Genomic DNA, 25,334 nt, shown 5'->3' on the forward strand with positions numbered 1-25,334 from the left:
CATGCGCTGGAGGCGGTCTAGTCGACCTCCAGCGCGGGCGCTTCGCCCCTCGCCAGGAGCCGCGCGGCGTCACGCGCCGGAGGCAGGCCGAACTGGCGCGCATATTCGCGGCTGAACTGCGAAGCGCTTTCGTAGCCGACGGCAAAGGCGACGCGCGCGGCACTGCCCGGCTGTGCGATCAGCAGATGGCGGGCCTCCAGCAGGCGGACCTGCTTCTGATACTGGATCGGGCTCATGGCTGTCGCCGCCTTGAAGTGGCGATGGAATGCGGCGTTGCTCATATGGGCGAGCGCGGCCAGCTCCGTCACATCGATCGGTTCGTTGTAGTGCGCGCGTATCCACTGGGTGGCGCGGCGGATCTGCGACAGGCGTCCGTCGGCGCGTGCAAGCTGGCGCAGCTTTTCGCCTTGCGGGCCTTGCAGCAGCCTAAATGCGATCTCCCGTTCCAGCATGGGTGCGAGCACCGGGATCTCGTCCGGCCGGTCGAGCAGCCGCAGCATCCGGCGCCATGCGTCGATAAGCTCGTCATCGGCGGGATAGGTCGCGAAGCTGTCGCCGCCTGCCGCCGGCTTGTATTCGATGAGCAAAGTGGCGATCAGTTCGATATCGAGCCTGAAGGCGATGGCCATGTAGGGGTGGGCGGCGCTCGCCTCGATCAGCTGGCTGGTGGCGGGTGTCTCGACCGCATAGACGAAACAGCTGCTGGCGCTGTAGCGAAGCGTGCGGTCGCCGATCAGCACCGATTTCGTGCCCTGCAGCACGAACAAGGCCGTCGGCTGGCACAGCTCGGGCAGCGGCGGTGTCGGAACTTCGCTGCGGCCGATGGTGACGCGAGGAACGGCCGTACTCGTCCGCCGTCCCCGCGCATGCCGGCCGGCGATCGCTATCAATTCCCGCAGTGCTTCATCCATCGTCGCAGCATTGCCGATCGGCGCGAGCCGCGCAACGCACAGGTGCGCACCTGGTGACGCGCAAGCGCGCACCTAGGTACGCGCAAGTGCACGCACCCGAGAGGATTAGGCAAGAGCATGAGAGCTTCCGGCGCGCGAAACCGGCCGTTCCACGTCATCTCTAGGCTCTGCAACGGAGACCAAGGACATGACGACACGGAAGAACGCGCTGGTGACCGGCGCCAACAAGGGCATCGGCCTCGAGACCGCGCGGCGACTGGCCGCGCTGGGGTTCAAAGTCTGGCTGGGCGCCCGCGACGCCCAGCGTGGCGCGGCCGCGGCGGAAGCGTTGCGCGGTGAGGGCTCCGACGTCGAGTGGCTCGAGCTCGATGTCACCAGCGACGAGAGCGTCGCAGCCGCGGCCCAGACCATAGCTGCGCGGGTGTCCAGCCTCGATGTGCTGGTCAACAATGCCGGCATCGCGCCCGGATATGTCGATGCACTTGGCCCGGACGGCCGCTACGAGCGGCCGCCGAGCCGGGAGGACATCGCCGACATCAGGGCCATCTATGACGTCAACGTCTTCGGTCCGGTCCGCGTCACACAGGCATTCCTGCTGCTGCTCCTGGCATCATCCGGAGCCCGCGTCGTCATGGTCAGCAGCTATCTCGGGTCGATCGCGCGAGCGGCCGGCGAAAGCCAATCCCCTAATGTCATGGGATATGGCAGCTCAAAGACCGCGCTCAATGCCATCACGGTGGCCTTTGCCAGGGAACTTGCGCCACGCGGCATCATGGTCAACGCCGCCGCTCCCGGCTACACGGCGACGGACCTCAACGGGCACAAAGGCCACCGCACGGTGCAGCAGGCGGCCGAGATCGTCGTGCGCCTGGCGACGCTGGATGCCGGCGGGCCGACCGGCGGCTATTTCGACGAAAACGGTCCGCTGCCTTGGTGAGCGCAGGTGGAACGTCTGATTTGACGCACTTCCGGACGGAAAACCGGTATCCACTTCACCTGGAATTACTTAGCCAGCTTGCTCGCCTCACGCGCCAGCGCTTCGATCTCGTCCCATTTGCCGGCCTTGATGAGATCGTCCGGCGCGACCCACGAGCCGCCGACGCAGATGACGTTGGGCAGGCTGAGATAGTCGGCGGCATTCTTGGCCGTGATGCCGCCGGTTGGGCAGAACTTCACGTCGGCGAGCGGCGATGCGAAAGCTTTCAGCGAAGCGATGCCGCCGGACTGCTCGGCCGGGAAGAATTTCAGGAAGCGCAAGCCGGCTTCGCGCGCGGCCATGATCTCGCCGGGGGTGATGGCGCCGGGCAGCAGCGGCACGGGGCTGTCCTTCGCAGCGTCCAGAAGCTGGCTCGTGATGCCGGGGCTGACGATGAATTGCGAGCCGGCCGCTGCCGCCTCGTCGAACTGCTTCGCATCGAGAATGGTGCCGGCGCCGACGATTGCGTCATCGACCTCGGCCGCGACGCGGCGGATCGCTTCGAGCGCGTCGGCGGTGCGCAGCGTGATCTCGATCGCCGGCAGGCCGCCGCGCGAAAGCGCCCGCGCCAGCGGCACGGCATCGGCGACGTTGGCGATCTTGAGCACCGGGATGACCGGCTGGCCATTGAGGAGCGACAGGAGCTTTTCGGTCTTGCTGGTCATTGGCTTGTCTCTCCGTTCCGATCGATTTCAACCGATTAGCAGAAGGGGTATCCCAAGTCCACGAAGGCAGGCGTGTCGCGATGTCACGCAGCCGATCGCGCGAGGCACTCGAACTTTCTCTGCCTTGAAACCGCTTTCACCACGGTCTAGAGCGGTTCACCGTTTCACGGAAACGGCAAACCGCTCTCTCTTTTTTGGTTTACGCAATTCCTGACGGAAAACCGTTTCACACTTTTCCTGGAATTGCTCTATGGCATGGCCATGACAACAGCCAAGGAAATTCAGCCAATCCGCGTCGCCGCGCTCTACAAATTCGCGCGGCTCGACGGCTACGAGGCCCTGCGCGCGCCGCTCGCCGCCTTCTGCTGCGGACGCGGCATCAAGGGCACGCTGCTTCTGGCGCGTGAAGGCATCAACGGCACCGTCGCCGGCGCCGAGGAAGCGATCGCCGCGCTGATCGATCACCTCCAGGCGATCGAAGGGCTTGCCGCCCTGGAAGTCAAATACAGCAGCGCCGCCGAGATGCCGTTCCACCGCATGAAGGTGCGGCTGAAGCGCGAGATCGTCACCATGGGCATCGACGATATCGATCCGGCGACCAGCGCCGGCACCTATGTCGCGCCGGCCGATTGGAATGCGCTGATCTCAGATGCCGATACGCTGGTCATCGACACGCGCAACGATTACGAGGTGTCGATCGGCACCTTCAAGGGCGCGGTCGATCCGAAGACCGCCAGCTTCCGAGATTTTCCGGCCTGGGTCGAAGAGCACAAGGATGAACTCGAAGGCCGCAAGGTGGCGATGTTCTGCACGGGCGGCATTCGCTGCGAGAAAGCGACGGCCTACGTGAAGTCGCTTGGCTTCAGGCAAGTGTTCCATCTCAAGGGCGGCATCCTGAAATATCTCGAGGAGGTGCCGGCCGAAGAGAGCCTGTGGCAGGGCGAGTGCTTCGTCTTCGACGAGCGGGTATCGGTGTCGCATGGTCTGGCCGAAGGGGAGGCCGAACTCTGCCGCGCCTGCCGGCATCCGCTGACCGTCGAGGAGAGGCTGTCGCCGAAATATACGACAGGCGTCTCATGCCCGCATTGCTTTGAGGCGCGTTCGGACGAGGACCGCGCCCGCTACGCCGAGCGCCATCGCCAGGTGGAATTGGCACAGGCGCGGGGCGGCAGGCGCCATATCGGAAGCTGAGGCGCGTTGCCGGAAGCTCAGGTCACCGAATAGCGGTCGATCACCCAGAGCCAGGTTCCATCGGCATGCCGGCGGGCGACCTCACTCGTAATGCTGCCGTCGGGTAGTTTCGTCGATGTGAGCGCCAGATCGCCGTTGACGAGGGCAGGGCGCTGCTCGCCGCGCTGGAATTTGCGTCCCTCGGCCAAGCCTTTCTCGAAAAGCGCCCGCATGGCCCCACGGCCGCGGATCAATTCGCCGGCACCGCTGTCGACGACGGCGTCGGGCTCGAAAAGCGCCAGCATGCCCTCGATATCCCCTGCCCATTGGCGCTCGATCAGCATGCGCTCGAGATCCTGGGGATCGCACGCTGGTTCGCGGCTGACTGCATCCGACATTCAACTTGCTCCCTCGCAAACTGCCCGCTGGGGTGCTGGTTGCGTTCGACACATCGGCTTCCGTCCCGACGCAGGCATCAGGCCAAAACATGCGCCCGTCATTGTAATGTCAATGCGCGGGGCCTACGTCTTGCCGGTCCGAAACCCCGCCCGGGCGCATTCGGCCGGGCCAATTCTGGAGGCATTGATGCTCGACCCCAAGAAGCTGCTCGACGACCTTCTCGGCTCGCAAATTCCTGGCACGGGATCGACCGTTCGCGACAAGGCTGGGCAGGCGGTGCAGATGGCGAAGGACAATCCGCTTGCCGCCGGCGCGCTCGCCGCCGTGCTGCTCGGCACAGGTACCGGACGGCAGGTAACGGGAGCCGCCATCAAGCTCGGCGGCCTGGCGGCTATTGGCGGCCTCGCCTACAAGGCCTACCAGAACTACAAGAACGGCGCCGAACCGGCACAGACGCCGGCCGCCGGCGAGCCGGAACTGCTGCCGCCGCCGGCCGACACGGCCTTTGATCCATCGCAAGCGCCGCAAGGCGAGGCCGAATTCACGCTGACGCTGGTGCGGGCGATGATCTCGGCCGCCAAGGCGGACGGCCATGTCGATGACGAGGAGCGGCGGAAGATCGCCGACAAGCTGAAACTTGCCGGCATCGGCGCGGAAGCGGAAACGTTCCTGATGGCCGAACTCGAACGCCCGCTCGACCTCGATGCGCTGGTCGCAAGCGCCAAGACCGATGCGCAGAAGCTCGAGCTCTACACCGCCTCCCGCCTCACCATCGATCCCGACACCCGCACCGAGCGCGGCTATCTCGATTTGCTCGCCGGCCGGCTCGGCCTGCCGGACGCGCTGGTCGATCACGTCGAGGCGACGGTGTCGGCGGCGAAGGCGACGGCTGGAACCGTGTCTAATCCGCGCTGACAAATCCGAGTTGGTAAACGCGCTTGCGGCGCCTTGCCGGTTGTTAATCTTTCGTTAACCCAGCAAGCGCATCATTCTAAGCAGTCGGACCGGCTTTTCCTCCTCCCAAGCGCGGTTCAGATCAGGGCGGTCGCCAATGACCGCCCTTTTTGTCGACCCTTCCTTTTGTTGGCGCGCTCGTTTTTTGTCGGCAAGGGCCGCTTGCCACGACCCTTATCATTTGCGATGCCACGTCTTCTTCCGGAAATGACCGGGGAGGAGGACGACGATGACCGCCATGACACAGAAAACCGCCATCGTTACCGGCGCTGGCACCGGCATCGGCAAGAGTGTCGCCACGACGCTGCTCAAGGCTGGTTGGAACACCGTGTTCTGCGGGCGGCGCAAAAAGGTGCTCGAAGAGGCGATCGCCGAAGCCGGGAAGACGAGCGCCAGGGCGCTTGCGGTTGCCTGCGACATCAGCAAGCCAGGCGAAGTCGAGGACATGTTCGAAACGGTGGTGGAGGCGTTCGGACGCGTCGACCTGCTCTTCAACAACGCCGGCATGGGCTACAAGTCGACGCTGATCGACGAGATACCGGTCGAAGTGTGGAACGATGTCGTGGGCGTCAACCTCACCGGCTCGTTCCTGTGCGCCCGCGCCGCCTTCGGCGTCATGCGCCGGCAAAAGCCGATGGGCGGCCGCATTATCAACAACGGCTCGGTCTCGGCCTATGCGCCGCGCCCGGGCTCGGTGCCCTATACGGCGACCAAGCACGCCATCACCGGGCTGACCAAGACGCTGGCGCTCGATGGCCGGCCCTACGACATCGCCTGCGGCCAGATCGACATCGGCAATGCGCTGACCGAGATGGCGCAGCCGATGACGGTTGGCGTGCCGCAGGCCAACGGCTCGATCGCCGCCGAAGCGGTGATGGACGTGCAGCGCGTCGCCGATGCGGTGCTTCACATGGCGAGCCTGCCGCTCGACGCCAACGTGCTTTTCATGACCGTGATGGCGACGAAGATGCCGTTTGTCGGGCGCGGATAGCCTCCGAGCGCCAGTCGAACGGAGTGTCTATTCGCCGAGCACCCGCCGCCGCTCCTCAAACTCGTTCTTGTCGATCTCACCACGCGCGAAGCGCTCCTTGAGAATGTCAAGCGGCGTGCGGCCCGGCAGCGAGTGATGAGTTGGCACCGCGCCGGGTCCACCCAGCCAGCGAGCGAGAGGCAGGACGGCTGCTACCAGCACGACGAAAAAGAGGATCATGAACAACGGACCGAAAATCATCGCCCAACCTCCGCCCCACCACATCATCCCGGGACCATAGGCATACCTGTCGGCATCCGGCTGTGCCTGTGCCCATGAAGCAACGGGCGCAATTGCCAGGATCGCGCTGATCGTCGCGGCTGATTTCATCAGGTTTTTCCGCATGGGCTTGCCCCATCGTTGATCGCCCTCATTGTACGCCGCCAGGCGGCCTGGCATTTTGCGCCAGATCAAACGCCTGCATTTGCGCTCGTTCATTTGCGGCAACGATGCTTGCGACGACCAACCGCATCATCGCGAACAAGCGCTTGATGGACACGCTTAGGGCGGGCAGCTCACGAGAGCAGGTCCGAGCGAGATGATCATCTCGACCGACCCGGTGCCGCTTGGCGAATCCGCCTGGTTCGCCACCCCGACGAGCGGGGGAAGCTCACTTCGCCAGGAACGCCTCGATCCGTTCCAGCGCGCGCAGGATGTTCTCTTCGGAATTGGCGTAGGAAAGCCTGACATAGCCTTCGCCGAGCACGCCGAAGTCCGGGCCGCCGATCAAGGCCACGCCAGCATCCTCCAACAGCGCCGAGGCAAGCTTCTTCGCCTTCCAGCCGGTCTTCGACACGTTGGGGAAGGCATAGAAGGCGCCCTTCGGCGTGATGCAGGAAATGCCGGGGAGCGCATTCAGGCCCTCGACCACGATCTTCCTGCGATTGTCGAAAGCCCGCATCATCTTTTCGACATCGTCCTGCGGGCCGTCTATCGCGGCGATGCCGGCATACTGGCTCGGCGCGTTGACGCAGGACCAGCAGTTGACCGCGAGCTTGCGCACCTTGTCATAGAGGTAAGCGCCCTTTTCGCCGTTCGGCCAGATCGACCAGCCCATGCGCCAGCCGGTCATCGCCCAGGTCTTCGACCAGCCGTTGAGCACGATCAGCCTGTCGCGGATTTCCGGAAAGTTGAGCAGCGAAAAATGCGTCTCGCCGTCATAGGTCATGACGTCGTAGATCTCGTCGGAGAGGATCGCGACGTCAGGGTGCTTCTCCAGGCCCTTGACCAGCTTCTCGATCTCGGCGCGGGGCGTCACACCGCCGGTCGGATTGGCGGGCGAGTTGAGGATCAGCAGCCTGGTCTTCGGCGTGATCAGCGCCAGCGTCTCTTCCGCCGAGAAGGCAAAGCCGTTCTCCTCGCGGATCGGCACGGGAACAGGCGCGGCGCCGGTGAACTCGATCATCGAGCGATAGATCGGAAAGCCGGGATCGGGATAGAGGATCTCCGTCCCCGGTTCGCCGAACATCAGGATCGCCGCGAACATGGTCGGCTTGCCGCCGGGCAGGATCATCACGTTTTCGGGCGACACCTCGACGCCGGTGGTGGTCAGGGTGCGACGCACCACCGCCTCGCGGGTGGCGAGCAGGCCATTGGCCGGCGTGTAGCCATGATGACCGTCGCGCAGCGCCTTGATCGCCGCCTCGACGATGTGCTGCGGCGTCTTGAAGTCGGGCTGGCCGATGCCAAGATTGATAATGTCGCGGCCCTGATGGGCAAGCGCGGTGGCTCGCGCCAGCACCGCAAACGCATTTTCCTCGCCGAGACGGTCGAAGGCCGCGATCGTGTGGAGCATTTTTCCCGTCCCTGTGGTTCTTTCTGTTGGCGAGCGTTTTTGTGAGCGTCCGTTCATAAAAGTCAAACAGATTGGAGTTCCCGGTGTCAGAAAATATTGGGGTGTCGGAAAATCTGAAAGATTGGCAGCCGCGCCCGCGTCCGGAACGCAAGACGCTTGAGGGACGCACCGTCAGGCTCGAGCCGTTGAGCGCGGCAAAGCATGGCGACGGGCTCTACGAGGCATCGTCGGTGCCGGATGTCGGCGGCCGCTTTGCTTACCTGCCGGACTATCCGCCGCAAACCCGCGCCGCTTTCCAGCCATGGCTGGACAGGGTCGAGGCGAGCGAGGATCCGCTGTTCTTCGCCGTCGTCGACAAGGCGAGCGGCAAGGTCGCGGGACGCCAGACGCTGATGCGCATCGATGCCGCCAACGGCGTCATCGAGATCGGCAACATCTATTGGGGACCGCTGATCTCGCGCAAGCCGCAGGCGACCGAAGCGCAGTTCCTGTTCACGAAATACGCCTTCGACGAGCTCGGCTATCGCCGCTACGAATGGAAATGCAACAACCGCAACGAGCCGTCGAAGCGCGCGGCCGAACGCTTCGGCTTCAGGTTCGAAGGCATTTTCCGCCAGCATCTTGTGGTAAAGGGCGAAAACCGCGATACGGCGTGGTATTCGATCATCGACAAGGAGTGGCCGGCGTTGCGCAGGGCCTATGAGGCCTGGCTCGATCCGGCGAATTTCGATGGCGAGGGCCGCCAGAAGCGGCGGCTCGAGGATTTCCGCGCCGAGTTCGGCGCGTAGACCATGATCCCGAAAAGTGGGAAACCGGTTTTGGGCGAGATCATGGTGGGTAACAGGAGTTCCGCGATGGCGCACGGCTCACATGACCACGGCCCGCACGCGGCGGGTCATAGCCACGGCCACGGGCCCGGCCACGTGCATGGCTCGACCGACAAGAGGCGTGTGCTGATCGCGGCCTGCCTGACCGGCGGCTTCATGGTTGCCGAAGCGCTCGGCGGCCTGCTCACCGGGTCGCTGGCGCTGCTTGCGGACGCCGGTCACATGCTCGCCGATTCGATCGCGCTCGGCCTTGCCTGGTATGCCTTCCATCTCGCCGGCCGGCCGGCGACCGGTCGTCTCACCTACGGCTTTGCTCGCGTGAAGACGCTGGTCGCCTACACCAACGGCATCGCCATCTTCGCCATCGCGCTGTGGATCGTCTACGAGGCCTGGGGGCGGCTGATGCACCCGGCGCCTGTGCTGGGCGGGCCGATGCTTGTGGTGGCGGTCGCCGGCCTCATGGTCAACATCGCCGCCTTCTTCGTGCTGCATGGCGGCGACCGCGAGAGCCTGAACATGCGCGGCGCCATACTGCATGTGCTGGGCGACCTGCTTGGCTCGGCCGCGGCAATCGCGGCAGCGCTCGTCATCCTCGCAACCGGCTGGACGCCGATCGACCCGATCCTTTCCGTCCTGGTGTCGCTGCTGATCCTGTCGACGGCGTGGTCGCTGATGCGGGAATCCGCCCATGTCCTGCTCGAAGGCGTGCCTGCGAGCCTCGACCGCGACCTGATCGCCAAGGATCTGGAAGCCACGGTCAAGGGCGTGCGCGAGGTGCATCACATGCATGTCTGGTCGCTTGACGGCACCAGCAACATGGCGACGCTGCATGCCTGCCTGAATGACGGCGTCGATCCGCATGCGGCGGTGAGCGCCATCAAGAAGCGGCTTGCCGCCGAGCACGGCATCGACCATGCAACGGTCGAACCCGAGTTCGGGCTCTGCGCCGACAGCCATGACGAGCACGGCCACCATCACGATCTCGACCATGCGCATGACGCGCCACGCGATCGCCGTCTCTATCACTGAGCCGGGGGATGACTTTTGAACTGCCTCGGACGAAAAGGGTGAGTGATGGATCGCGAGACGCGTAATGCGGCGATCGCCGCCGCCTGCATACTGCTCCTGTTTGGCCTCGCCGCCTATTTCCTGCCCACCATCATGCTGGCCGTTGGCAAGATCTCGACGATCCTGGCAGCCTTGGTTGCCGCGATCTTCATGGTGGCGTTGTTCGTTGTCCTGTGGCTGCGCGGACGCAGCCAGCGCAAGAAGGGTCTCTGAAGATGAGAATTCTGATCACCGGTGCTGCCGGCATGGTTGGCCGCAAGCTGATCGCAAGGCTGGCCAAGGACGGCACACTCGCCGGCCGCAAGATCACGGCGCTCGATCTGCATGATATCGTGCCGGCGCTGGCGCCGGCGATCGACGGTGTGAAGGTTTCCATCCACACCGGCGACTTCGCTGTCCCCGGGGCGGCGGCAAGCCTGGTCGCGTCGCGCCCGGACGTGATCTTCCATCTTGCCGGCATCGTCTCCGGCGAGGCGGAAGCCAATTTCGATCTCGGCTACCGCGTCAATCTCGACGGCACGCGCGCGCTGTTCGATGCCGTGCGGCTGGCGGGCTTTGCGCCGCGCCTCGTCTTCACCTCGTCGATCGCGGTGTTCGGCGCGCCGTTCCCCGATGTCATCCCCGACGAGTTCCACCCGACGCCGCTCACCTCCTACGGCACGCAGAAGCAGATGAGCGAAGCGCTGCTTGCCGACTATACGCGGCGGGGTTTCTTCGACGGCGTCGGCATCCGGCTGCCGACCATCTGCGTGCGCCCGGGTAAGCCGAACAAAGCGGCGTCGAGCTTCTTCTCGGGCATCATCCGAGAGCCGTTGAGCGGTGAGCAAGCGATCCTGCCGGTGCCGCGCTCGGTGCTGCACACGCATGCCAGCCCACGCTCCGCCGTCAATTTCCTGATCCACGCCGCGCAGATCGACGGCAACGCGATCGGGCCGCGCCGCAATCTCACCATGCCGGGGGTGGCTGCCACCGTCGGCGAGCAGATCGAGGCGCTGGAGCGCATCGCCGGCCCCGAGGTGGCGAGGCGTATCCGCGAGCAGCCCGACGAGACGATCTGGGCGATCGTCAAGGGCTGGCCGACGCGGTTCGAGGCCAGACAGGCGAGGGAGCTTGGCTTCAAAGCTGAAAGCAGCTTCGACGAGATCATCCTTGCCCACATCGAGGACGAACTGGGCGGCAAGATTCCCTGAAAGGTGCCGTCGGCTTCAGGCGCCGCCCGTCAGGCTGGCCGACAGAAGCAGCAGGCCGACCACGAAGATGAAGGCCGCGCCGCCGATCTCGACGATCGAGTGGATGCAGTTGCCGATGCGGCCGTCGCCGGCGAGATAGACCGCCCAGTTCTTGGCTGTCACCGCGATCGTCGCCATCGCCGAGACGGTGATCGCGGTGCCGATCGACATCGCCAGCACCGACAGCAGGCCGCCCAGCCAAAGCCCGTTGAGCAGCGCGAAGCTCAGCACGATCAGCGCGCCGGAGCACGGACGGATGCCGACGGCGGCCACCGCCGACCAGGCGGTCTTCCAGTCGAAGCGATCGCCTGAAAGCAGCGCCGGATCCGGCGCGTGCGAATGGCCGCAGGTCTCGCACACTTCGCCCGGGCCATGGTGATGATGCCCAGCGTGATCCTGGTCGTGCGCCGCGTGGTCGTGATCATGCGCCTCATGGCTGTGCGCATGCGAACGCGCGGCATGATCATGGTCGTGATGCGCGTGCAGCGCGTGGGAATGCGTCGAGTGGGCATGCGCGGAATGCGAATGGGCGTGGGAATGATCGGCGTGGGAATGCGCGTGAGCATGCGAGTGCCCGCCATGCGAATGGCCGGCATGGGCCGCCGACAGGCTGTAGGCGGGCGCCCTGCCGAGCAGGCGCAGGATCGACGGACCGAGCTTGCGCCACAAAAGCCAGGCGCCGAACAACGTCACCAGCACAAAGCTCGAGATTTCGAGGAACCACGCCGCATCGGTCATCGACACCGCGGTGCCGCGCAGCACGAAATAGGCGAGCACCATGACGACGACCGCCGTCAGCCCCTGCAGCAGCGCCGAGACGAAGGAGAGCAGGATGCCGCGCCTGAGCGCCACTTCATTCGCGACCATGTAGGACGAGATTACCGCCTTGCCGTGGCCGGGACCGGCGGCATGGAAGATGCCATAGGCGAAGGAAAGGCCGACCAGCAGCCAGAGCTTGCTGCCGTCCTGGCGCATCGCCTTCATCGCGGCCGCCAGCGAATGGTAGAATTCCTGCTGGCGCAGGTTGATCCACATCAGGATATGGGCGAACGGGCCGGTCGAGCTGGGCGCCATGCCGTCATTGGTGCCGATGCCGAGCGAGCTCTGGGCATGGGCGACGCCGGGCAGATGGGTGATCACCAGGGTGGCGGCCGCAAGGCCGAGCGCCAAGCGCAGCAACGGTTTCATCACCGGTTATCCTTCTGGCGGACAGTTCAGTTCGAGCTTGGTGGCGAAGATCTTGCTCATGTCGGTGCCTGTCGGATCGTTGAAGAAAGCTTCCGTCAGGGTCTTCTGGTTTTCCTTGATCGCTTCGTCGGGATCGGGGCGAATGACCTTCTTGGTGCAGGTCGAGGGCAGGCCATCGACGGTCAGGTTGGCGTCGTCGGTAAAGTCGATCGCCGTGTAGAAGGTCGGATCATAGACGCCGATGTCGATCTTGCCGGCGAGCTTGATCGGCGTCTTCGGCTGCGACTCGAACAGGATGATCAGCTGGTCGTTGTCGAAGTTCGCCATCAGATGCGGCGGCGGGACCATGGGCACGTCCTTGCCGTCCTGCGTGACGAGCTGGAAGTAGTTGAATTCGGCCAGCGAGGAATGGACGGTGTCGGCCACGTCCTTGAGCTCTTTGTCGTCAAGCTTCAGATCGGAGTTCTTGTCGAACTCCATCATCACCGTACTCGAAAAAAGATCGTCGAAGCGCCAAAGGTGGCGCAGCGCCGTCACACTTTGGTGATCCTCGCTGAGGATCACGTCGAGGCGGGCTTCGGCGAAGACGTGGGGGTGCACCTCGGCCGGCTCGACTGCGGCAAACGTGGCCGCAAAGGCCGAAGCCAGCATGGTTGCTTGCCGTTTCAGGTGCATTCTGGGCCGCATTCCATCAACTTCGGGGGTGAAGCCCGAGAGTTAGCATAAAGGGGGCGAAATTGGGACACTCGCTATGCGACTGTTCCGGTGTCGTCGTCCCGTAACCTTCTGGGCGACATGCATCACGCTCCGTCGCGCGTCCTGAACCAGTGCACCAGGAAATCGACGAAGACGCGGACCTTGGCGGGCAGGTAGCGGCGGTGCGGATAGACGGCGAAGATGCCGCTGCCGGAGAGAATGCGGTCGTCGAGCACCGTCACCAGCCGGCCGCTCGCAACGTCAGGGGCGGCGATGAAATCCGGCAGGATGGTGAACCCCAGGCCCGAAACGGCGGCGGCTCTCGCCGCCATCGGGCTGTTCACCTCGATCGGACCCGACACCGTGACGCTGACCGAATCCTCGCCGTCACCCTTGAAGCGCCAGTTGGCTAGAGAGCGGCCATTGGTGTCGACGATGCAGGGCATGCTGGAAAGGTCCTGCGGACGCGTCGGCATGCCATGCCTTGCGATCAGCTCGGGCGACGCGCAAAGCTTGATCGAAAACGGTCCCAGGCGCCTGGCGATCAGCGAAGAGTTCTCGAGCCGCGAGATGCGCACGGCGACATCGAAGCCTTCCTCGACCAGGTCGACGAAACGATCGTCGAGGTGGATGTCGAGCACGATGTCGGGGTGCTGCTTGGCAAAGTCGATCAGCGACTGTCCTATCGGCGCATCGGCGAAGGTGCGCGCCGCCGAGAGCTTGATGCGGCCGCGCACGTCGCCGGACGATTCGCGCACCGCATCGGCCAGGCTGTCGACCTCGCGCACGATCTCCGAGGCGCGCTGATAATAGGTGTGGCCGGCTTCGGTCAGCGAGAACTGCCTGGTGGTGCGGTTCAACAACAGTGCGCCGAGCTCGTCCTCCAGCTCGCGCACATATTTCGACAGCAGCGCCTTCGAGCGGCCGATCTTGCGCGCGGCGGCCGAGAAGCCTTCCGCCTCGACCACGTCGATGAAGGCGCGCATGCGGGTCAATGTGTCCATGGGTCAGACCTTTCGTGCCGCGTCGAGAATCTTGCGGCCGAGCCGTATCAAAGCGACGTCGCTGCCGGAAGGGCCCAGCAGCGACAGGCCGAAGGGCGCGCCGTCGACGGAACCGAGTGGCAAGGTGATCTGCGGGAAACCCGACAGGCCCGCCAGGCACAAAAGATGCAGCGCCCTTTCGCGATAGGCCTGGAACTGCTCCGGCGTGCTCGCGGCGAGCGGCGCCGCGCCGGGAACGGTCGGCAGAACGAGGAAGCCGTTGTTGCCGAGCAGGGCCCCGAGCTCGGAACGGAAGGCCTGCCTGCGTTCGGTCTCGGCGGCGACCATCGCGGCATCGATCGTGCGGCCGAAGCCGAAACGCTCGTCGACACCGGGTCCAAGGCCATGGTTGCCTGCCGAGATCCAGCCGCCATGCACCTGCCAGGCTTCAAACGCCTGCAACCGGCGAAAGCACCAATAAAGGTCGTCCGGAAAGGAGGCGAAAGCGTATTCGGTCTCGGCCGGCTCGCCGACGACGTCGGCAGCCAATGCCTTCATCCGCGCATATTCGGTGGCTTCGGCCGGCCCGGCGACGAAGGCATCGACCCGGCGGATCGACAGCGGGCGGTTGAGCGCATGCTGATGACGATCGCGGCCCAGCAAAAGCTTGCCGACCGCCTCGTAGGTCTCGATGTCGTCGGCGAACCAGCCGAAGGTGTCGAAGCTCGGCGCCAGCTTCATCGCGCCCTCGAGCGAGATCCGCCCGTGGCTGGTGCGCAGCCCGATCAGGCCGCAGAAGCTCGCCGGCGCGCGGATCGAGCCGCCGGTATCGGAACCGATGGCGATGTCGGCCAGCCCGCCGGCCACTGCCGCCGCCGAGCCGGAGGAGGAGCCGCCTGTGACACGGTCGGGCGCTGCCGGGTTCACTGGAAACGGGAAATGCGAATTCTGGCCGAACAGCGAGAAGGCAAGCTCATCGGTCTGTGTCTTGCCGACGAATCGCGCGCCGGCATCGAGAATCATCTGCACGGCGTCGGCCGTCCGCGAGGCGGTGTGAGCCTCCTCGAACTTGCGCGGGTTGCCGCAACCGGTGCGATAGCCGGCGACGTCGTAAATGTCCTTGACGGCCAGGCGCAGGCCGGCAAGCGGGCCCAATTGCGCATTGGCCACGGGCATTTGGCTCAGATCGAGGAAGGCGTTCAGAGGGCCGTGGGTTCCTGGCATCGTTCGATTTCCGGATACAGTCCACAAACATTGTTCGATGCCGGAACTTTTACAACCGGCGCCTACGATTTTTATTGATTGTGAAACTCTTCGCTCTTATATCGCGCTTGCCCAAAGTCGCACGTGCCTGTGGGTGTCCGCCGATCCTCGAATGGTGAGGGCAATCGGTAAGGTAACTGGAGCCAACCCCTCCAGTCGGTCAGTGGCCAACCACAAGACCGAGGACACCTTGAAGCAACGACGGTGCGGGCCTTTCTGGTGTCTGCCGGTCGTCCAAAGACCGGGGTTACTGAAGAGGCACACCTTCATTGCCTGTAGTGCGGACGGGGTTCTCCCATCCAAGCCAAGGCAGACAAAGAGAACCGAGGCCGGGCAAGGCCAGGTTCACCGCCGCGAGACGGCGATTCATGGTTCCGGGGTCTCCACCGGCTGGTTCCATGGATTTTCCGTCCCGCCTTTGTCCACCGCGAGTTCGCGAGGCTGAGTGCCCGCGTTCCGTAGCCTTTGTGCGCGCCGAAAGGCGCAGATGGAGAGACCTCGATGGCCACCCAGCGCATCCTTGACTTTCTCGCCACCCGACGCCCGAATGGCCCTTGCCTCGTCGTCGACCTCGATGTCGTGCGCGACAATTTCCGCGCCTTCGAGAAGGCGTTGCCCGATTCCAAGATCTACTATGCGGTGAAAGCAAACCCGGCGCCGGAGATCCTGCGCCTGCTTGCTGCGATGGGCTCGTCCTTCGACACCGCATCCGTTGCCGAGGTCGAGATGGCGATGGACGCCGGCGCGCCGGCCGACCGCATTTCCTTCGGCAACACCATCAAGAAGGAGCGCGACATTGCGCGCGCCTACCAACTCGGCATCCGCCTCTATGCGGTGGATTGCGTCGAGGAGGTCGAGAAGATCGCCCGCGCCGCCCCCGGCTCGCGCGTGTTCTGTCGCGTCCTCACCGACGGCGAGGGAGCCGAATGGCCGCTGTCGCGCAAGTTCGGCTGCGTGCCGGCGATGGCCGTCGACGTGCTGCGCCATGCCAAGGGCCTCGGCCTCGACGCCTATGGCGTGTCGTTCCATGTCGGCTCGCAGCAGACGGACCTCACGGCCTGGGATCGCGCGCTGGGCGACGCCAAGAAGGTGTTCGCGACGCTCGCCGAGGAAGGCATCGTCTTGAAGATGGTCAACATGGGCGGCGGCTTCCCGACCCGTTACCTGAAGGACGTGCCGGCGGCGCAGGCCTATGGCCAGGCGATCTTCTCGGCGCTGCGCAAGCATTTCGGCAACGCGCTGCCCGAGACGATCATCGAGCCGGGCCGCGGCATGGTCGGCAACGCCGGCGTCATCAAGTCGGAAGTCGTGCTGATCTCGAAGAAGGCCGACAACGACAATGTGCGCTGGGTGTTCCTCGACATCGGCAAGTTCGGCGGCCTCGCCGAGACCATGGACGAGGCGATCCGTTACCCGCTCGTCACCCGGCATGACGGCTCGGAGACCGTGCCCTGCGTGCTCGCCGGCCCGACCTGCGATTCGGCCGACGTGCTCTACGAGAAGACGCCCTATCCGCTGCCCCTGTCGCTGACCATCGGCGACGAGGTGCTGATCGAGGGCACCGGAGCCTACACGACCACCTATTCGGCGGTCGCCTTCAACGGCTTCGAGCCTCTCCGATCCTACGTGATCTGACCGGTTCGCAAGAGTCGCTCAGATCATCCCAGGTGGGCGCCTGTCGCCCACCGGGGCTCGCTTGTGGAACAGATCTCCGCTCGTGAAGGATCGCGGATATGGAATACCTGATCAAATCGGCCGTTGCGGCCACCGAAATCGCCCCCTCGTCCGGACCGTCGGATGAGCTGTTCTCCGCGGGGGAGAAGAGTTTTTCGACGGCGCTGGCGCCCTCCCTTGCTCTCTGGGCACAGGCTGGCTCGCGCGGCGCGCCGGACGAGGGGGCCGCCCAGGCGCCGGCCTTCGTCATCCTTGCCGAAGGCGCTGCTGACGTAGAGGCGCGCGAAGCGTTGCTCGACCGTGCCATGGTGCCGAAGCGCAGGAAGAAGTCGTCCGAGAAGCTGCGGCGCGGCCGCCGGCCGTCGGAGGGTCTGGTCTTTGTTGCGCGCGATCCGTCGGGCGCAGTCGTCGGCACGGTGCGGCTGTGGGACGTGACCCTGGGCGAGGGCGGTCCTGCGGCACTTCTTCTCGGGCCGCTGGCGGTCGAGCCGGACTTGAAGAGCGGCGGCATCGGTTCGGCGCTGATGCGGCACGCGGTCGCCGAGGCCGCCCGGCTTGGCCATGGCGCGATCCTGCTCGTCGGCGATGCGCCTTACTACGGGCGGTTCGGCTTCTCGGCCGACCGCACCGGATCGCTTGCCATGCCCGGCCCCTATGAGCGGCACCGGCTGCTTGCGCTGGAGCTGAAGGAAGGTGTGCTCGACGGCGGCAAGGGCACGATCAAGGCCGCCGGCCGCAAGGTCAAGGCGCTGGATTTCGTTGCCTGAACCTGGTGGTTCGACAAAAAAACAACGCCGCCCATCGGGCGGCGTTGTTTTTTGCGAAGGATCAGCCGAGCAACTGGCTGAGCGCCATGGCGACCGTCATGTCGCCCTCGACCTTCAGCTTGCCGGCCATGAAGGCCATGGTCGGGTTGAGGTCGCCGGCGATCAGCGAGTCGAGGTCGTCGAGCGAGAGCTTGATCGTGCAGTCGGTCGGCGCATCGGTGGTCGAGACGGTCGCGCCGTCGATGACGACGACGCCGTCGCTGCCGGTGTCGAACTTGACCGAGTGCTCGAAGCCGGCGCCTGCCACGCGCGACTTGATCCGGTCGGCAATCTCCTGAACGCCCATGGCGGTCCTCCTCAATCGTTGCGTTTGACGCGCATCGGCTCGCGGCCGCTGGGCGAGGCACCCGCGCCGCGCCTGGCGTTCACGGGCACCAGCGCATATAGCTTCGGGTTGACGTTTACGTCAACGTGGCCGCCATGCGGCATGGTGGCAACCATGCTGCATGTCGCATAATTGGCGGATGATGAGGCGAGGCGTCAAACCCGGCGGAGACACCCGCAGCGCAATCAATGCTGCTTGAAGGCCTTGGTCATTTCCTGGGCCGTCTCGCCGGCATTCTTGCGGCGACGGATGGCGTTGTCGCGGATTTCGTCCTTGGACAGGAAGTTGACCTGATCGATCAGCACGTCATGCACCAGCTCGACGCCGACGCGGGCGTTGACGGTGTCACGGATAGCGTTGCGGAAGGCGTCGAGATCGATCGTCTCCTTCTTGGTGAAATCGATCTGCGGATTGGAATAGAGGTAGGAATAGACCTGGTCTGTGATGATCGCCGGCGCCGGGATCGACAGTTTCTTTATCTGATCCGGTTCCACCGTGTAGACGAGCTTGGTGAGAAAATAGCCGTCGATCTTGGCGTCGCGGATGAGCGGCACCGAAATGATGTCGGTCTTGACATAGTCGAGACCACCCAGCATCGGCTTCGGCGGCTCGCCGACGCCGCGTTCGCCCGCTGCCTGGAAGGAATAGAACACCGCGCCGAGCGTCACGGCGCAGATCCAAAGCGCTGCGGCGATGAATTTGATCACCGGACCCTTCCTCGCGCCCTTGCCATCTCGTTCAGGCCCGGGCGTATCCGAATTCGCCGGCCGAGTAGGTGCCGTCGGCATCGGCTCGCTGGATGGCGTTCTTCAATAGCGTTGCGACCTCGTTGACGGCGTTGAGATGGGCGAGGATCGCCGCCTCGTTCTTCGCCAGCTTCTGGCGCAGCCGCGACAGCCCCTCGCGATGCTGCTCGAGGAATTCGATCTCATTGGCGCCCTTCAGGGCGCGCGTCAGTTCGTAGAGATAGCGGCTCTTGCGGGCATTCGAGGCCTTGAGGTCGTAGCCGGTCCCGCTGCGGATACCCGCCGTTTCCTCGTCCACCGCTTCCTCGATGCGGCCGATGATGGCGGCGAGGTTGCCGGGCCGCGCAGACGCGGTCGGCGCTTCCGTGGCGGTGGTCCGTGCGGGCAGATTGGAAAGGTCCGTTTGGTCGGCCATGTAAGTCCCTAGATACTGATATCCGTTTTTATGGTTGTGTCGTCGCCCGTCATCGACCGGGCGGCCTTGCGCTCAAGCTCCTCGATCATCGAGGTCGAAAGCCTGGTCTGCTGGTCGATCTCAGCTTTCTCCGGTCCGCCCCCAACAGGTCCGACCGGCACCTTGCGCTTGCCGTCCATATAGTGGTCGGCAAGCATTGATTTCGCGATGCCGATGCCGCCATGCGCGGCCATGACATCGGCCACCTTTTCCGCCAGCTGCGACTTCCACATGTCGCCGGCCAGCCCTTTGCCATAAACGCCTTCGGTGTCCTTGGGCATCATGTTCTGGATGAAAGTGGTCAGCACCATCGCCTCGAAGCGCTGGAATTTTTTGGCCGGATTTGCCGCTTCGGCTTTGTCCGCCGCGGCGCGCGAAAGCACCGAGCCGGCATCGACGGAGGCGGTCTGGTCGACCGAAAACGTACCCGAAGCCCCGCCGGTCCGCCTTGCAAGCGCCGCTCGCGCCGCCTCGACATCGGCCGGCTCCGCTGCGCGAGCGACGTCCATCACGATGTCGCTGGGGGGTGAAATCGCCAAGAAAGCACTGCCTTTTGCCGGGTATTGTCAGTTGCACAATGACGCAACAAGCTTGTGGCAGGCTTACCAGGGGATTTGGGTCGTTCGTCCGCCGAGCGCACAGGTACGGATCTGCGCCCTTGGCGTCAAAGTCCGGCAGGCGTTCGACAATCTCGATACCGCGCGAGTGTGGAATCAAGCCATGGAAACCTCGCAGGCCAGCGCCTGAACGTCACGGCCGATGGCGGCAACGGCGACGATCTTGCCGTCCTTCTTGTAGCCAACCAGACAATCGCGATCGGCGATGCTTCCGTCGATTTCGACGGAGTCCCATGATCGGGCGTAGCCGACATAGCGGATCGATACGTCATAGTGCTCGCTCCAGAAGAACGGAACGCTTGAGAAGGGTTGCCGAAGGCCGAGCATGTTTTGCGCAGCGGTCTGCCCTTGGCGTTCTGCCACGACCCAATGCTCGACGCGCCGCGATTCAGTCGTGTTCAAGTCAAGCCACTGGGCGACGTCGCCAGCAGCGAATATGCCGGCCACGCTCGTCTCGAGGAACTCGTTCACGAGCACACCCTGGTCGATTGCGATACCCGCATCGGCGGCCAGCGAGACGCGTGGCTTCACGCCGACGCCAACGACGACAAGATCGGCATCGATCACGCTGCCATCGCTCAACGCGACCGCCCCGGCGGTTATCCGTTCAGCCGTCGCGCCCAGATGGAAAACCACGCCGTGCTCTTCGTGCAGCGACCGGATGAATGCGCCGAGTTCCGATCCAAGGACTGCTTCGAGCGGATAGGCCTCCGGCGCGACAACATGGACCGCGAGGCCGCGCCTGCGAAGGGCGGCCGCGACTTCCAGACCGATGAACCCCGCGCCAAGCAGTACCGCCGTCTTCGAGCTTTTTGCGTGCTCGATGACGGCACGGCTGTCGGCCAGCGACCGCAATGTGAAGACGTGGTCGCGATCGGCGCCGGCAATCGGCAGGCGAACCGGCTCTGCCCCTGTCGCCAGCAGAAGGCGGTCGAAGGGAAAAACCCGCCCGTCGTCCGCAATCACCGCCCGCGCGTCGACGTCGATGCGCTCACACGTCGTCCGCAACTGAAGATCGATCTTGTTGCGGGCGTAGAATTTTGGGCCGCGCAACGGAATCCATGCCTCCGGCGCCGTTCCGGCAAGATAGTCCTTGGAGAGGTTGGGGCGGTCGTAGGGCGCGTCATTGTCCGAACTGAGCATGGTGATTTCGCCGGCGAACCGGCTGCGGCGCAGCATTTCGGCGGCCGCGAACCCGGCGGCACCGCCACCCACAATGACGATGCGCTCCTGTTGGCCAGCCGCATCGGGCTGCGACGACGGTGTGGCCTCCTTGTCTGCCGGAGCCTTGCCAGTCACGAAGACACGATCGCCTCGGCGCTCCACACTCCATCGCTGCAGCGGGTCGAATGCGGGCGCGGCGAGTGCCTCGCCGGTACGGAGATTGAAGCAGGCATGGTGCCAGGGGCATCGAACCGTGTCGTAGACCACGATCCCGTCGGCCAGCGGCCCGCCGTAGTGGGTGCACTTGCCTGCGACTGCCAGCACTTCCTCGCCGACGCGCGCCAGAAGCAGTGGCTCCTCGCCGACATGTCCCCCAAGCAGCCCCCTGTCGCCAAATGCGGCAATCGGCACTCCGACCGCGAAGTCGGGGCCCATATCAGGATTTTTCTGCGCGGCCATTGGTGGCTCTCCTTCGGAACGTTTGCCGACGATCCATCCATTCGGGCGTCGGACCCAGAATTGACGCCGCGCCAGCCAAAAGGTTCCTGAGATTGATGGCCGGCGCGATCGTTGTCGCATCGCCGCGCGATGCTTGCAGACATCAGCATCGGGTCGAGCGCGGAATTCCGGACGCTATTCGTCCCGCCGCTTCTGCGTGATCAGGTCGAGCCGCTCGCGGTCGGAGCGTTCGCGCTCGTCGCGGCGGCGCACATCCTTGTAGGCGCGCTCGACCATGTTGGTGCGCGCCGTCGCGGTGGCGATCAGGGCCGCCTCTTGCCGGGCGTTCTCAAGGTTCTGTTCCCGCTGGCCAAGCGCATCGGCGATGCGGCGATGGTAGAGTTCCGGGAACAGGCTGGCGAGCGAGTTGCCGGTGTCGAAATGCTCGATGAGTTCCCTGGCCTCCGTCTCGGCGGCAGCCGCCGCCGAGAGAAAGCCGGCATGGCGGGTTTCGTGCAGCGCCTTCAATTGCTCCTGCACCTTGACCAGCTTCTTCAGGCGGTCCTTGCGCGTGGTCATGACGCCTACCTCGTCAGCGTCAGGTCGACGAAGCCGTCGGCGAACAGCGACAGCAAGGTGCCGATGGCGAAGTAGAAGATGATCAGGCCGCCAGCGATGACGAAGGGCAGCGAGATGAAATAGACCGGGATCTGCGGCGTCAGCTTGTTGACGAAGCCGATCGTCAAATTGACCAGGATGGCATAGGCGACGAACGGGCTGCCGAGCCGGATGACCAGGAAGAAGGCATCCGACACCGTGTCGGTGACGTCGACAAGCGCTGCCTGCGGGTTGAAGAACACGTTGACCGGAGCGACCGTGTAGGAGGCGACTAGCGCGCGCACGATTTCATGGTCGAAATCGAAGACGAAAAGCAGAAGCAGCGCCGAGAACGAGATGATGGCGGCAAGTGCTGCCTGCGGCTCGGGTTCCTCGATCGCGGGCCCGCCCGAGCCGCCATAGCCGATCAGCATAGCGATGGCCGAGCCCATGAAGCGCAGCGCTTCCATGTAGAGCCTGGTCATGGCGCCGATCAGCCCGCCGACCAGAAGCTCGGAGACGATCATCGGCGCCAGGACCTGCGGGCGCGGGTCGACATAGGGGTAGATGCGATCCCACAGGAAAGCAAGCAGGCCGCCGGTCGCCGCAATCGACACGAACAGCCGGACCTGGAGAGGCACGCGGGCGCTCGACAGGCCGGGCATCAGCATGAAGCAGGCGCCGATGCGGCAGAAGGCAAGGAAGGCGGCGATGACGACGCCTTGCGAGAGCGCGTTCACGAGATCGTTCCGAGCACCTTGATCTCGACACCCTTGGCGATCTCGACATGGGAGAGAACGGGAAGCGTGGTGAACAGCCGCTCGATGATCATGCGCACATAGGGGCGGGCGTCGGGCGCTGTGACGAGCACGAAGCGCTCGCCGGCCTCGAGATGCTTGCGGATCGCCTTGGTCGCATCCTGGCCGAACTCCTCGAGCTGGCGCGGATCGATGTCGAACTCGCGCACCTCGCCCTTGGCGTCGCGCTTGAGGCTCTGGTGGAAGGCGAGGTCCCAGCGGTTGCCGAGGCGCAGCACCTTGAGCATGCCGCCTTCGGACAGATCGCCGCAGATCTGCTGCGCCATGCGGATGCGGACATGCTCGACGATCTGCTCGGTGCGGCGCACATGCGGCGCGATCTCGGCGATGGCCTCGATGATCAGATGCAGGTTGCGGATCGAGACGCGTTCGGCAAGCAGGAGCTTCAGCACCGCCTGCAGGCCCGGATAGGAGATGTGCGAGGTGCAGATCTCGTCGGCAAGCTTGCGGTATTCGGGGTCCAGCCGTTCCAGCAGCGCCTTCATGTCCTTGTAGGAGAGAAGCTGCGGCAGGTTGTTGCGGATGACCTCGGAGAGGTGGGTGAGCAGCACCGACATGTTGTCGGCGAAGGTGTAGTTCTCGCGCTTCAGGTCCTCTGCGAAAGTCTCCAGCACCGAATAGGCGCGCATGCCGAAGGCCGGCTCGCGGATCTCCTCGCCGGGGATGTCGGGCACGCCGCGCGTGCCGAGCAGGACCATCACCTCGCCGACGCGCATCTGGTATTCGGCAACGACGGTGCCGTGGACCTTAATCTGATAGCTCTTGGGCGGAATGGCGAAGTCGTCGGCGACGCGCACCTCCGGCACCACGAAGCCGTATTGCTGGGCGAATTTCTTGCGCATCTTCGACATGCGGAACACCAGTTCCTGATGCGCGACCAGCAGCCGGGTCGAAAGCTGCTTGCCGATCAGGAGCTCGATCTCGGCGGTGGCCAAAGATGCCTTGACCGAGTTCTTCTCTTCCTCCGCCTTGTTCGCCTTCTCCTGGTTCTTCAGAGCCTCCGCGGCGGCAAGCTCGCGGTTGTGGCGCAGCGGGATGACGTAGCCGAGGCCGGCCATGGCGCCGGCGAGCGCAAAGAAGGGAAAGAGCGGCAGGCCGGGCATCAGGCCGAGGATGACCAGCAGGGAGGCCGCGACATAGAGCGCGCGCGGATGCGCGCCGAGCTGGCCGAACACCGCCTGGTTGGCCGAGCCGCGGGTGCCGCCCTTGGAGACGAGCATGCCGGCGGCGAGCGAGACGATGAGCGCCGGGATCTGGGTGACGAGGCCGTCGCCGACCGACAGCTTGATGAAGACGTCGGCCGCCTGGCCGAGTCCCATGCCGTGCCGCAGATAGCCGATGGCTATGCCGCCGACGATGTTGATGGCGGTGATGATGAGGCCGGCGATGGCGTCGCCGCGGACGAATTTCGAGGCGCCGTCCATGGAGCCGAAGAAGGAGGATTCCTCCTCCAGCTCGCGGCGGCGGAGCTGCGCGGTCTTCTCGTCGATCATGCCGGCGGAAAGGTCGGCATCGATCGACATCTGCTTGCCGGGAATGGCGTCGAGAGTGAAGCGCGCGCCGACCTCGGCGATGCGGGTAGCGCCCTTGGTGATGACGATGAAGTTCACCACGATCAGGATCATGAAGACGATCAGGCCGATGACGAAATCGCTCGACATCACCAGCTTCGAGAAGCCCGAGATGACGTAGCCGGCCGCATGCGTGCCCTCATTACCGTGCGACAGGATCATGCGCGTGGTGGCGATGTTGAGCGACAGCCGCAGCATCGTGGCGATAAGCAGCACCGTCGGGAAGGAGGAGAAATCCAGCGGCCGCTGGATCCAGAGCGCCACCATCAGGATCAGCACCGACAGCGCGATCGAGAAGGCAAGACCGATATCGATGAGGAAGGCAGGGATCGGCAGGAACAGCACCGCCAGGATGACGACGATGCCCAGCGCGAAGAAGACGTCGCGGCCGTTCTTGGCCACCACGCCGGACGGGATTGTTTCGCTGATTGCCATATCGTCCTCAATTCCAGAGCCCACCGCATACAGGGCAGGCCCCTGACCGTAACCGGCCAAGCTTGCGCGAGGGTGGGAGAGGGGCTACGGGAACTTATCCCGGCCCTGACGAACGGAAAAACAGATGCTCCTGATCATCGGCACCGTTCGACTGCCGCACGATAGATTCGGGCAGGCCAAGCCAGCCATGGAGCGGATGATCTCGGCGAGCCGCGCCGAAGCCGGCTGCCTCGAATATTCCTATGCGCAGGATGTGCTCGATCCCGGCTTGATCCGTGTTTGCGAAGTCTGGAGCGACCGCGCCGCGCTCGATGCGCATTTCAAGTCGGCGCATATCGCCGAATGGCGCGCGAGCTGGGCGGAGCTCGGCATCGGAGATCGGAACCTCATGCTCTACGAAGCGGGCAAGGGTACCGCGACCTAACCGGCTGCGTCCGCTGTCGCGACCCCGACCAGCACGCCGAATTCCGCCTGACGGCGTGAGTGATCGAAACCGCGCCAAAATGGCGCCACA

29 protein-coding genes are annotated in these 25,334 nt (G+C 64.6%); 11 read left to right on the forward strand and 18 right to left on the reverse strand.

Annotated elements, in window-relative coordinates; genetic code table 11:
* Positions 1 to 17: 17 nt before the first annotated feature.
* Positions 18 to 911, reverse strand: coding sequence for an AraC family transcriptional regulator (locus EN853_RS17165; RefSeq protein ID WP_127859212.1), 894 nt, complete (start codon positions 909 to 911; stop codon positions 18 to 20).
* A 187-nt stretch (positions 912 to 1,098) separates the two neighbouring features.
* On the opposite strand from EN853_RS17165, the gene EN853_RS17170 reads away from it, so the two are divergent.
* Complete coding sequence (locus EN853_RS17170) at positions 1,099 to 1,848, forward strand: SDR family NAD(P)-dependent oxidoreductase (RefSeq protein ID WP_127859211.1); 750 nt, start codon at positions 1,099 to 1,101, stop codon at positions 1,846 to 1,848.
* Between the two features lie 65 nt (positions 1,849 to 1,913).
* Here EN853_RS17170 and EN853_RS17175 read toward each other — a convergent pair whose 3' ends face one another.
* On the reverse strand, positions 1,914 to 2,552 hold the full coding sequence (locus EN853_RS17175) for a 2-dehydro-3-deoxy-phosphogluconate aldolase (protein WP_127859210.1): 639 nt from the start codon (positions 2,550 to 2,552) through the stop codon (positions 1,914 to 1,916).
* A gap of 261 nt (positions 2,553 to 2,813) precedes the next feature.
* On the opposite strand from EN853_RS17175, the gene EN853_RS17180 reads away from it, so the two are divergent.
* The gene (locus tag EN853_RS17180) at positions 2,814 to 3,743 is read left to right on the forward strand and encodes a rhodanese-related sulfurtransferase (RefSeq protein WP_127859320.1); all 930 of its coding nucleotides are present in this window, start codon (positions 2,814 to 2,816) and stop codon (positions 3,741 to 3,743) included.
* 17 nt (positions 3,744 to 3,760) lie between these two features.
* Here EN853_RS17180 and EN853_RS17185 read toward each other — a convergent pair whose 3' ends face one another.
* Positions 3,761 to 4,120: a nuclear transport factor 2 family protein gene (locus tag EN853_RS17185; protein WP_127859209.1), complete on the reverse strand. Its 360-nt coding sequence runs from the start codon at positions 4,118 to 4,120 to the stop codon at positions 3,761 to 3,763.
* 187 nt (positions 4,121 to 4,307) lie between these two features.
* Here EN853_RS17185 and EN853_RS17190 point away from each other — a divergent pair, with 187 nt between their 5' ends.
* Together EN853_RS17190 and EN853_RS17195 are read left to right on the forward strand one after the other, a co-directional pair.
* Positions 4,308 to 5,036 (forward strand): tellurite resistance TerB family protein, encoded by a 729-nt coding sequence (locus tag EN853_RS17190; RefSeq protein WP_127859208.1) that lies wholly within the window; start codon positions 4,308 to 4,310, stop codon positions 5,034 to 5,036.
* Between the two features lie 277 nt (positions 5,037 to 5,313).
* The gene (locus EN853_RS17195) at positions 5,314 to 6,066 is read left to right on the forward strand and encodes an SDR family oxidoreductase (protein ID WP_127859319.1); all 753 of its coding nucleotides are present in this window, start codon (positions 5,314 to 5,316) and stop codon (positions 6,064 to 6,066) included.
* Positions 6,067 to 6,093: 27 nt separating this feature from the next.
* On the opposite strand, the gene EN853_RS17200 is transcribed toward EN853_RS17195, so the two are convergent.
* Entirely contained in the window at positions 6,094 to 6,543 is a 450-nt protein-coding gene (locus EN853_RS17200; protein WP_210234800.1) for an SHOCT domain-containing protein, read from the reverse strand.
* Between the two features lie 172 nt (positions 6,544 to 6,715).
* Complete coding sequence (locus tag EN853_RS17205; RefSeq protein ID WP_127859207.1) at positions 6,716 to 7,900, reverse strand: pyridoxal phosphate-dependent aminotransferase; 1,185 nt, start codon at positions 7,898 to 7,900, stop codon at positions 6,716 to 6,718.
* Between the two features lie 101 nt (positions 7,901 to 8,001).
* On the opposite strand from EN853_RS17205, the gene EN853_RS17210 reads away from it, so the two are divergent.
* The 4 genes from EN853_RS17210 to denD all read left to right on the forward strand — a co-directional run bounded on the left by EN853_RS17210 (position 8,002) and on the right by denD (position 10,985).
* Positions 8,002 to 8,688, forward strand: a complete 687-nt coding sequence (locus EN853_RS17210) for a GNAT family protein (protein ID WP_127859317.1) — start codon at positions 8,002 to 8,004, stop codon at positions 8,686 to 8,688.
* Between the two features lie 66 nt (positions 8,689 to 8,754).
* Positions 8,755 to 9,756, forward strand: coding sequence for a cation diffusion facilitator family transporter (locus EN853_RS17215; RefSeq protein WP_127859206.1), 1,002 nt, complete (start codon positions 8,755 to 8,757; stop codon positions 9,754 to 9,756).
* 45 nt (positions 9,757 to 9,801) lie between these two features.
* Complete coding sequence (locus EN853_RS17220) at positions 9,802 to 10,008, forward strand: hypothetical protein (RefSeq protein WP_127859205.1); 207 nt, start codon at positions 9,802 to 9,804, stop codon at positions 10,006 to 10,008.
* A gap of 2 nt (positions 10,009 to 10,010) precedes the next feature.
* Positions 10,011 to 10,985: a D-erythronate dehydrogenase gene (gene denD, locus EN853_RS17225; protein ID WP_127859204.1), complete on the forward strand. Its 975-nt coding sequence runs from the start codon at positions 10,011 to 10,013 to the stop codon at positions 10,983 to 10,985.
* Between the two features lie 15 nt (positions 10,986 to 11,000).
* Here denD and EN853_RS17230 read toward each other — a convergent pair whose 3' ends face one another.
* From EN853_RS17230 to EN853_RS17245, 4 genes are all read right to left on the reverse strand, one after another.
* Positions 11,001 to 12,212, reverse strand: a complete 1,212-nt coding sequence (locus EN853_RS17230; protein WP_127859203.1) for a nickel/cobalt transporter — start codon at positions 12,210 to 12,212, stop codon at positions 11,001 to 11,003.
* Positions 12,213 to 12,218: 6 nt separating this feature from the next.
* Positions 12,219 to 12,887, reverse strand: a complete 669-nt coding sequence (locus tag EN853_RS17235; protein WP_127859202.1) for a DUF1007 family protein — start codon at positions 12,885 to 12,887, stop codon at positions 12,219 to 12,221.
* Between the two features lie 125 nt (positions 12,888 to 13,012).
* Positions 13,013 to 13,912, reverse strand: coding sequence for a LysR family transcriptional regulator (locus tag EN853_RS17240; RefSeq protein ID WP_127859201.1), 900 nt, complete (start codon positions 13,910 to 13,912; stop codon positions 13,013 to 13,015).
* Positions 13,913 to 13,915: 3 nt separating this feature from the next.
* A complete protein-coding gene (locus EN853_RS17245; RefSeq protein WP_127859200.1) occupies positions 13,916 to 15,115 on the reverse strand; it encodes an amidase in 1,200 nt (399 codons plus the stop codon).
* Positions 15,116 to 15,655: 540 nt separating this feature from the next.
* Between EN853_RS17245 and odc2 the strand changes: the two genes are divergently transcribed.
* Together odc2 and EN853_RS17255 are read left to right on the forward strand one after the other, a co-directional pair.
* Positions 15,656 to 16,789 carry an ornithine/lysine decarboxylase gene (odc2, locus tag EN853_RS17250; protein WP_127859199.1) on the forward strand — a complete coding sequence of 378 codons (1,134 nt, stop codon included), beginning with the start codon at positions 15,656 to 15,658 and terminating at the stop codon, positions 16,787 to 16,789.
* A 98-nt stretch (positions 16,790 to 16,887) separates the two neighbouring features.
* Complete coding sequence (locus tag EN853_RS17255; RefSeq protein WP_127859198.1) at positions 16,888 to 17,595, forward strand: N-acetyltransferase; 708 nt, start codon at positions 16,888 to 16,890, stop codon at positions 17,593 to 17,595.
* A 61-nt stretch (positions 17,596 to 17,656) separates the two neighbouring features.
* Here EN853_RS17255 and EN853_RS17260 read toward each other — a convergent pair whose 3' ends face one another.
* The 9 genes from EN853_RS17260 to flhA form a co-directional block, all read right to left on the reverse strand.
* The gene (locus tag EN853_RS17260; RefSeq protein WP_127859197.1) at positions 17,657 to 17,941 is read right to left on the reverse strand and encodes an SCP2 sterol-binding domain-containing protein; all 285 of its coding nucleotides are present in this window, start codon (positions 17,939 to 17,941) and stop codon (positions 17,657 to 17,659) included.
* An 11-nt stretch (positions 17,942 to 17,952) separates the two neighbouring features.
* Complete coding sequence (locus EN853_RS33985; RefSeq protein WP_167524506.1) at positions 17,953 to 18,096, reverse strand: hypothetical protein; 144 nt, start codon at positions 18,094 to 18,096, stop codon at positions 17,953 to 17,955.
* A 69-nt stretch (positions 18,097 to 18,165) separates the two neighbouring features.
* On the reverse strand, positions 18,166 to 18,687 hold the full coding sequence (locus EN853_RS17265; protein ID WP_127859196.1) for a hypothetical protein: 522 nt from the start codon (positions 18,685 to 18,687) through the stop codon (positions 18,166 to 18,168).
* A gap of 31 nt (positions 18,688 to 18,718) precedes the next feature.
* Positions 18,719 to 19,141, reverse strand: a complete 423-nt coding sequence (locus tag EN853_RS17270) for a hypothetical protein (RefSeq protein ID WP_127859195.1) — start codon at positions 19,139 to 19,141, stop codon at positions 18,719 to 18,721.
* A gap of 8 nt (positions 19,142 to 19,149) precedes the next feature.
* Positions 19,150 to 19,689, reverse strand: coding sequence for a rod-binding protein (locus EN853_RS17275; protein ID WP_127859194.1), 540 nt, complete (start codon positions 19,687 to 19,689; stop codon positions 19,150 to 19,152).
* A gap of 204 nt (positions 19,690 to 19,893) precedes the next feature.
* Positions 19,894 to 21,420, reverse strand: coding sequence for an FAD-dependent oxidoreductase (locus EN853_RS17280; protein ID WP_127859193.1), 1,527 nt, complete (start codon positions 21,418 to 21,420; stop codon positions 19,894 to 19,896).
* Positions 21,421 to 21,594: 174 nt separating this feature from the next.
* Positions 21,595 to 21,978 (reverse strand): hypothetical protein, encoded by a 384-nt coding sequence (locus EN853_RS17285; RefSeq protein WP_127859192.1) that lies wholly within the window; start codon positions 21,976 to 21,978, stop codon positions 21,595 to 21,597.
* A gap of 5 nt (positions 21,979 to 21,983) precedes the next feature.
* Positions 21,984 to 22,736, reverse strand: coding sequence for a flagellar biosynthetic protein FliR (gene fliR, locus EN853_RS17290; RefSeq protein WP_127859191.1), 753 nt, complete (start codon positions 22,734 to 22,736; stop codon positions 21,984 to 21,986).
* Positions 22,733 to 24,820 carry a flagellar biosynthesis protein FlhA gene (flhA, locus tag EN853_RS17295; protein ID WP_127859190.1) on the reverse strand — a complete coding sequence of 696 codons (2,088 nt, stop codon included), beginning with the start codon at positions 24,818 to 24,820 and terminating at the stop codon, positions 22,733 to 22,735. The genes fliR and flhA overlap by 4 nt, the downstream gene beginning before the upstream one ends.
* 124 nt (positions 24,821 to 24,944) lie before the next feature.
* Between flhA and EN853_RS17300 the strand changes: the two genes are divergently transcribed.
* A complete protein-coding gene (locus EN853_RS17300) occupies positions 24,945 to 25,244 on the forward strand; it encodes a putative quinol monooxygenase (protein WP_127859189.1) in 300 nt (99 codons plus the stop codon).
* The last annotated feature ends 90 nt before the right edge of the window (positions 25,245 to 25,334 follow it).

It is taken from the genome of Mesorhizobium sp. M1C.F.Ca.ET.210.01.1.1 (assembly GCF_004791585.1).
Lineage (GTDB): Bacteria > Pseudomonadota > Alphaproteobacteria > Rhizobiales > Rhizobiaceae > Mesorhizobium.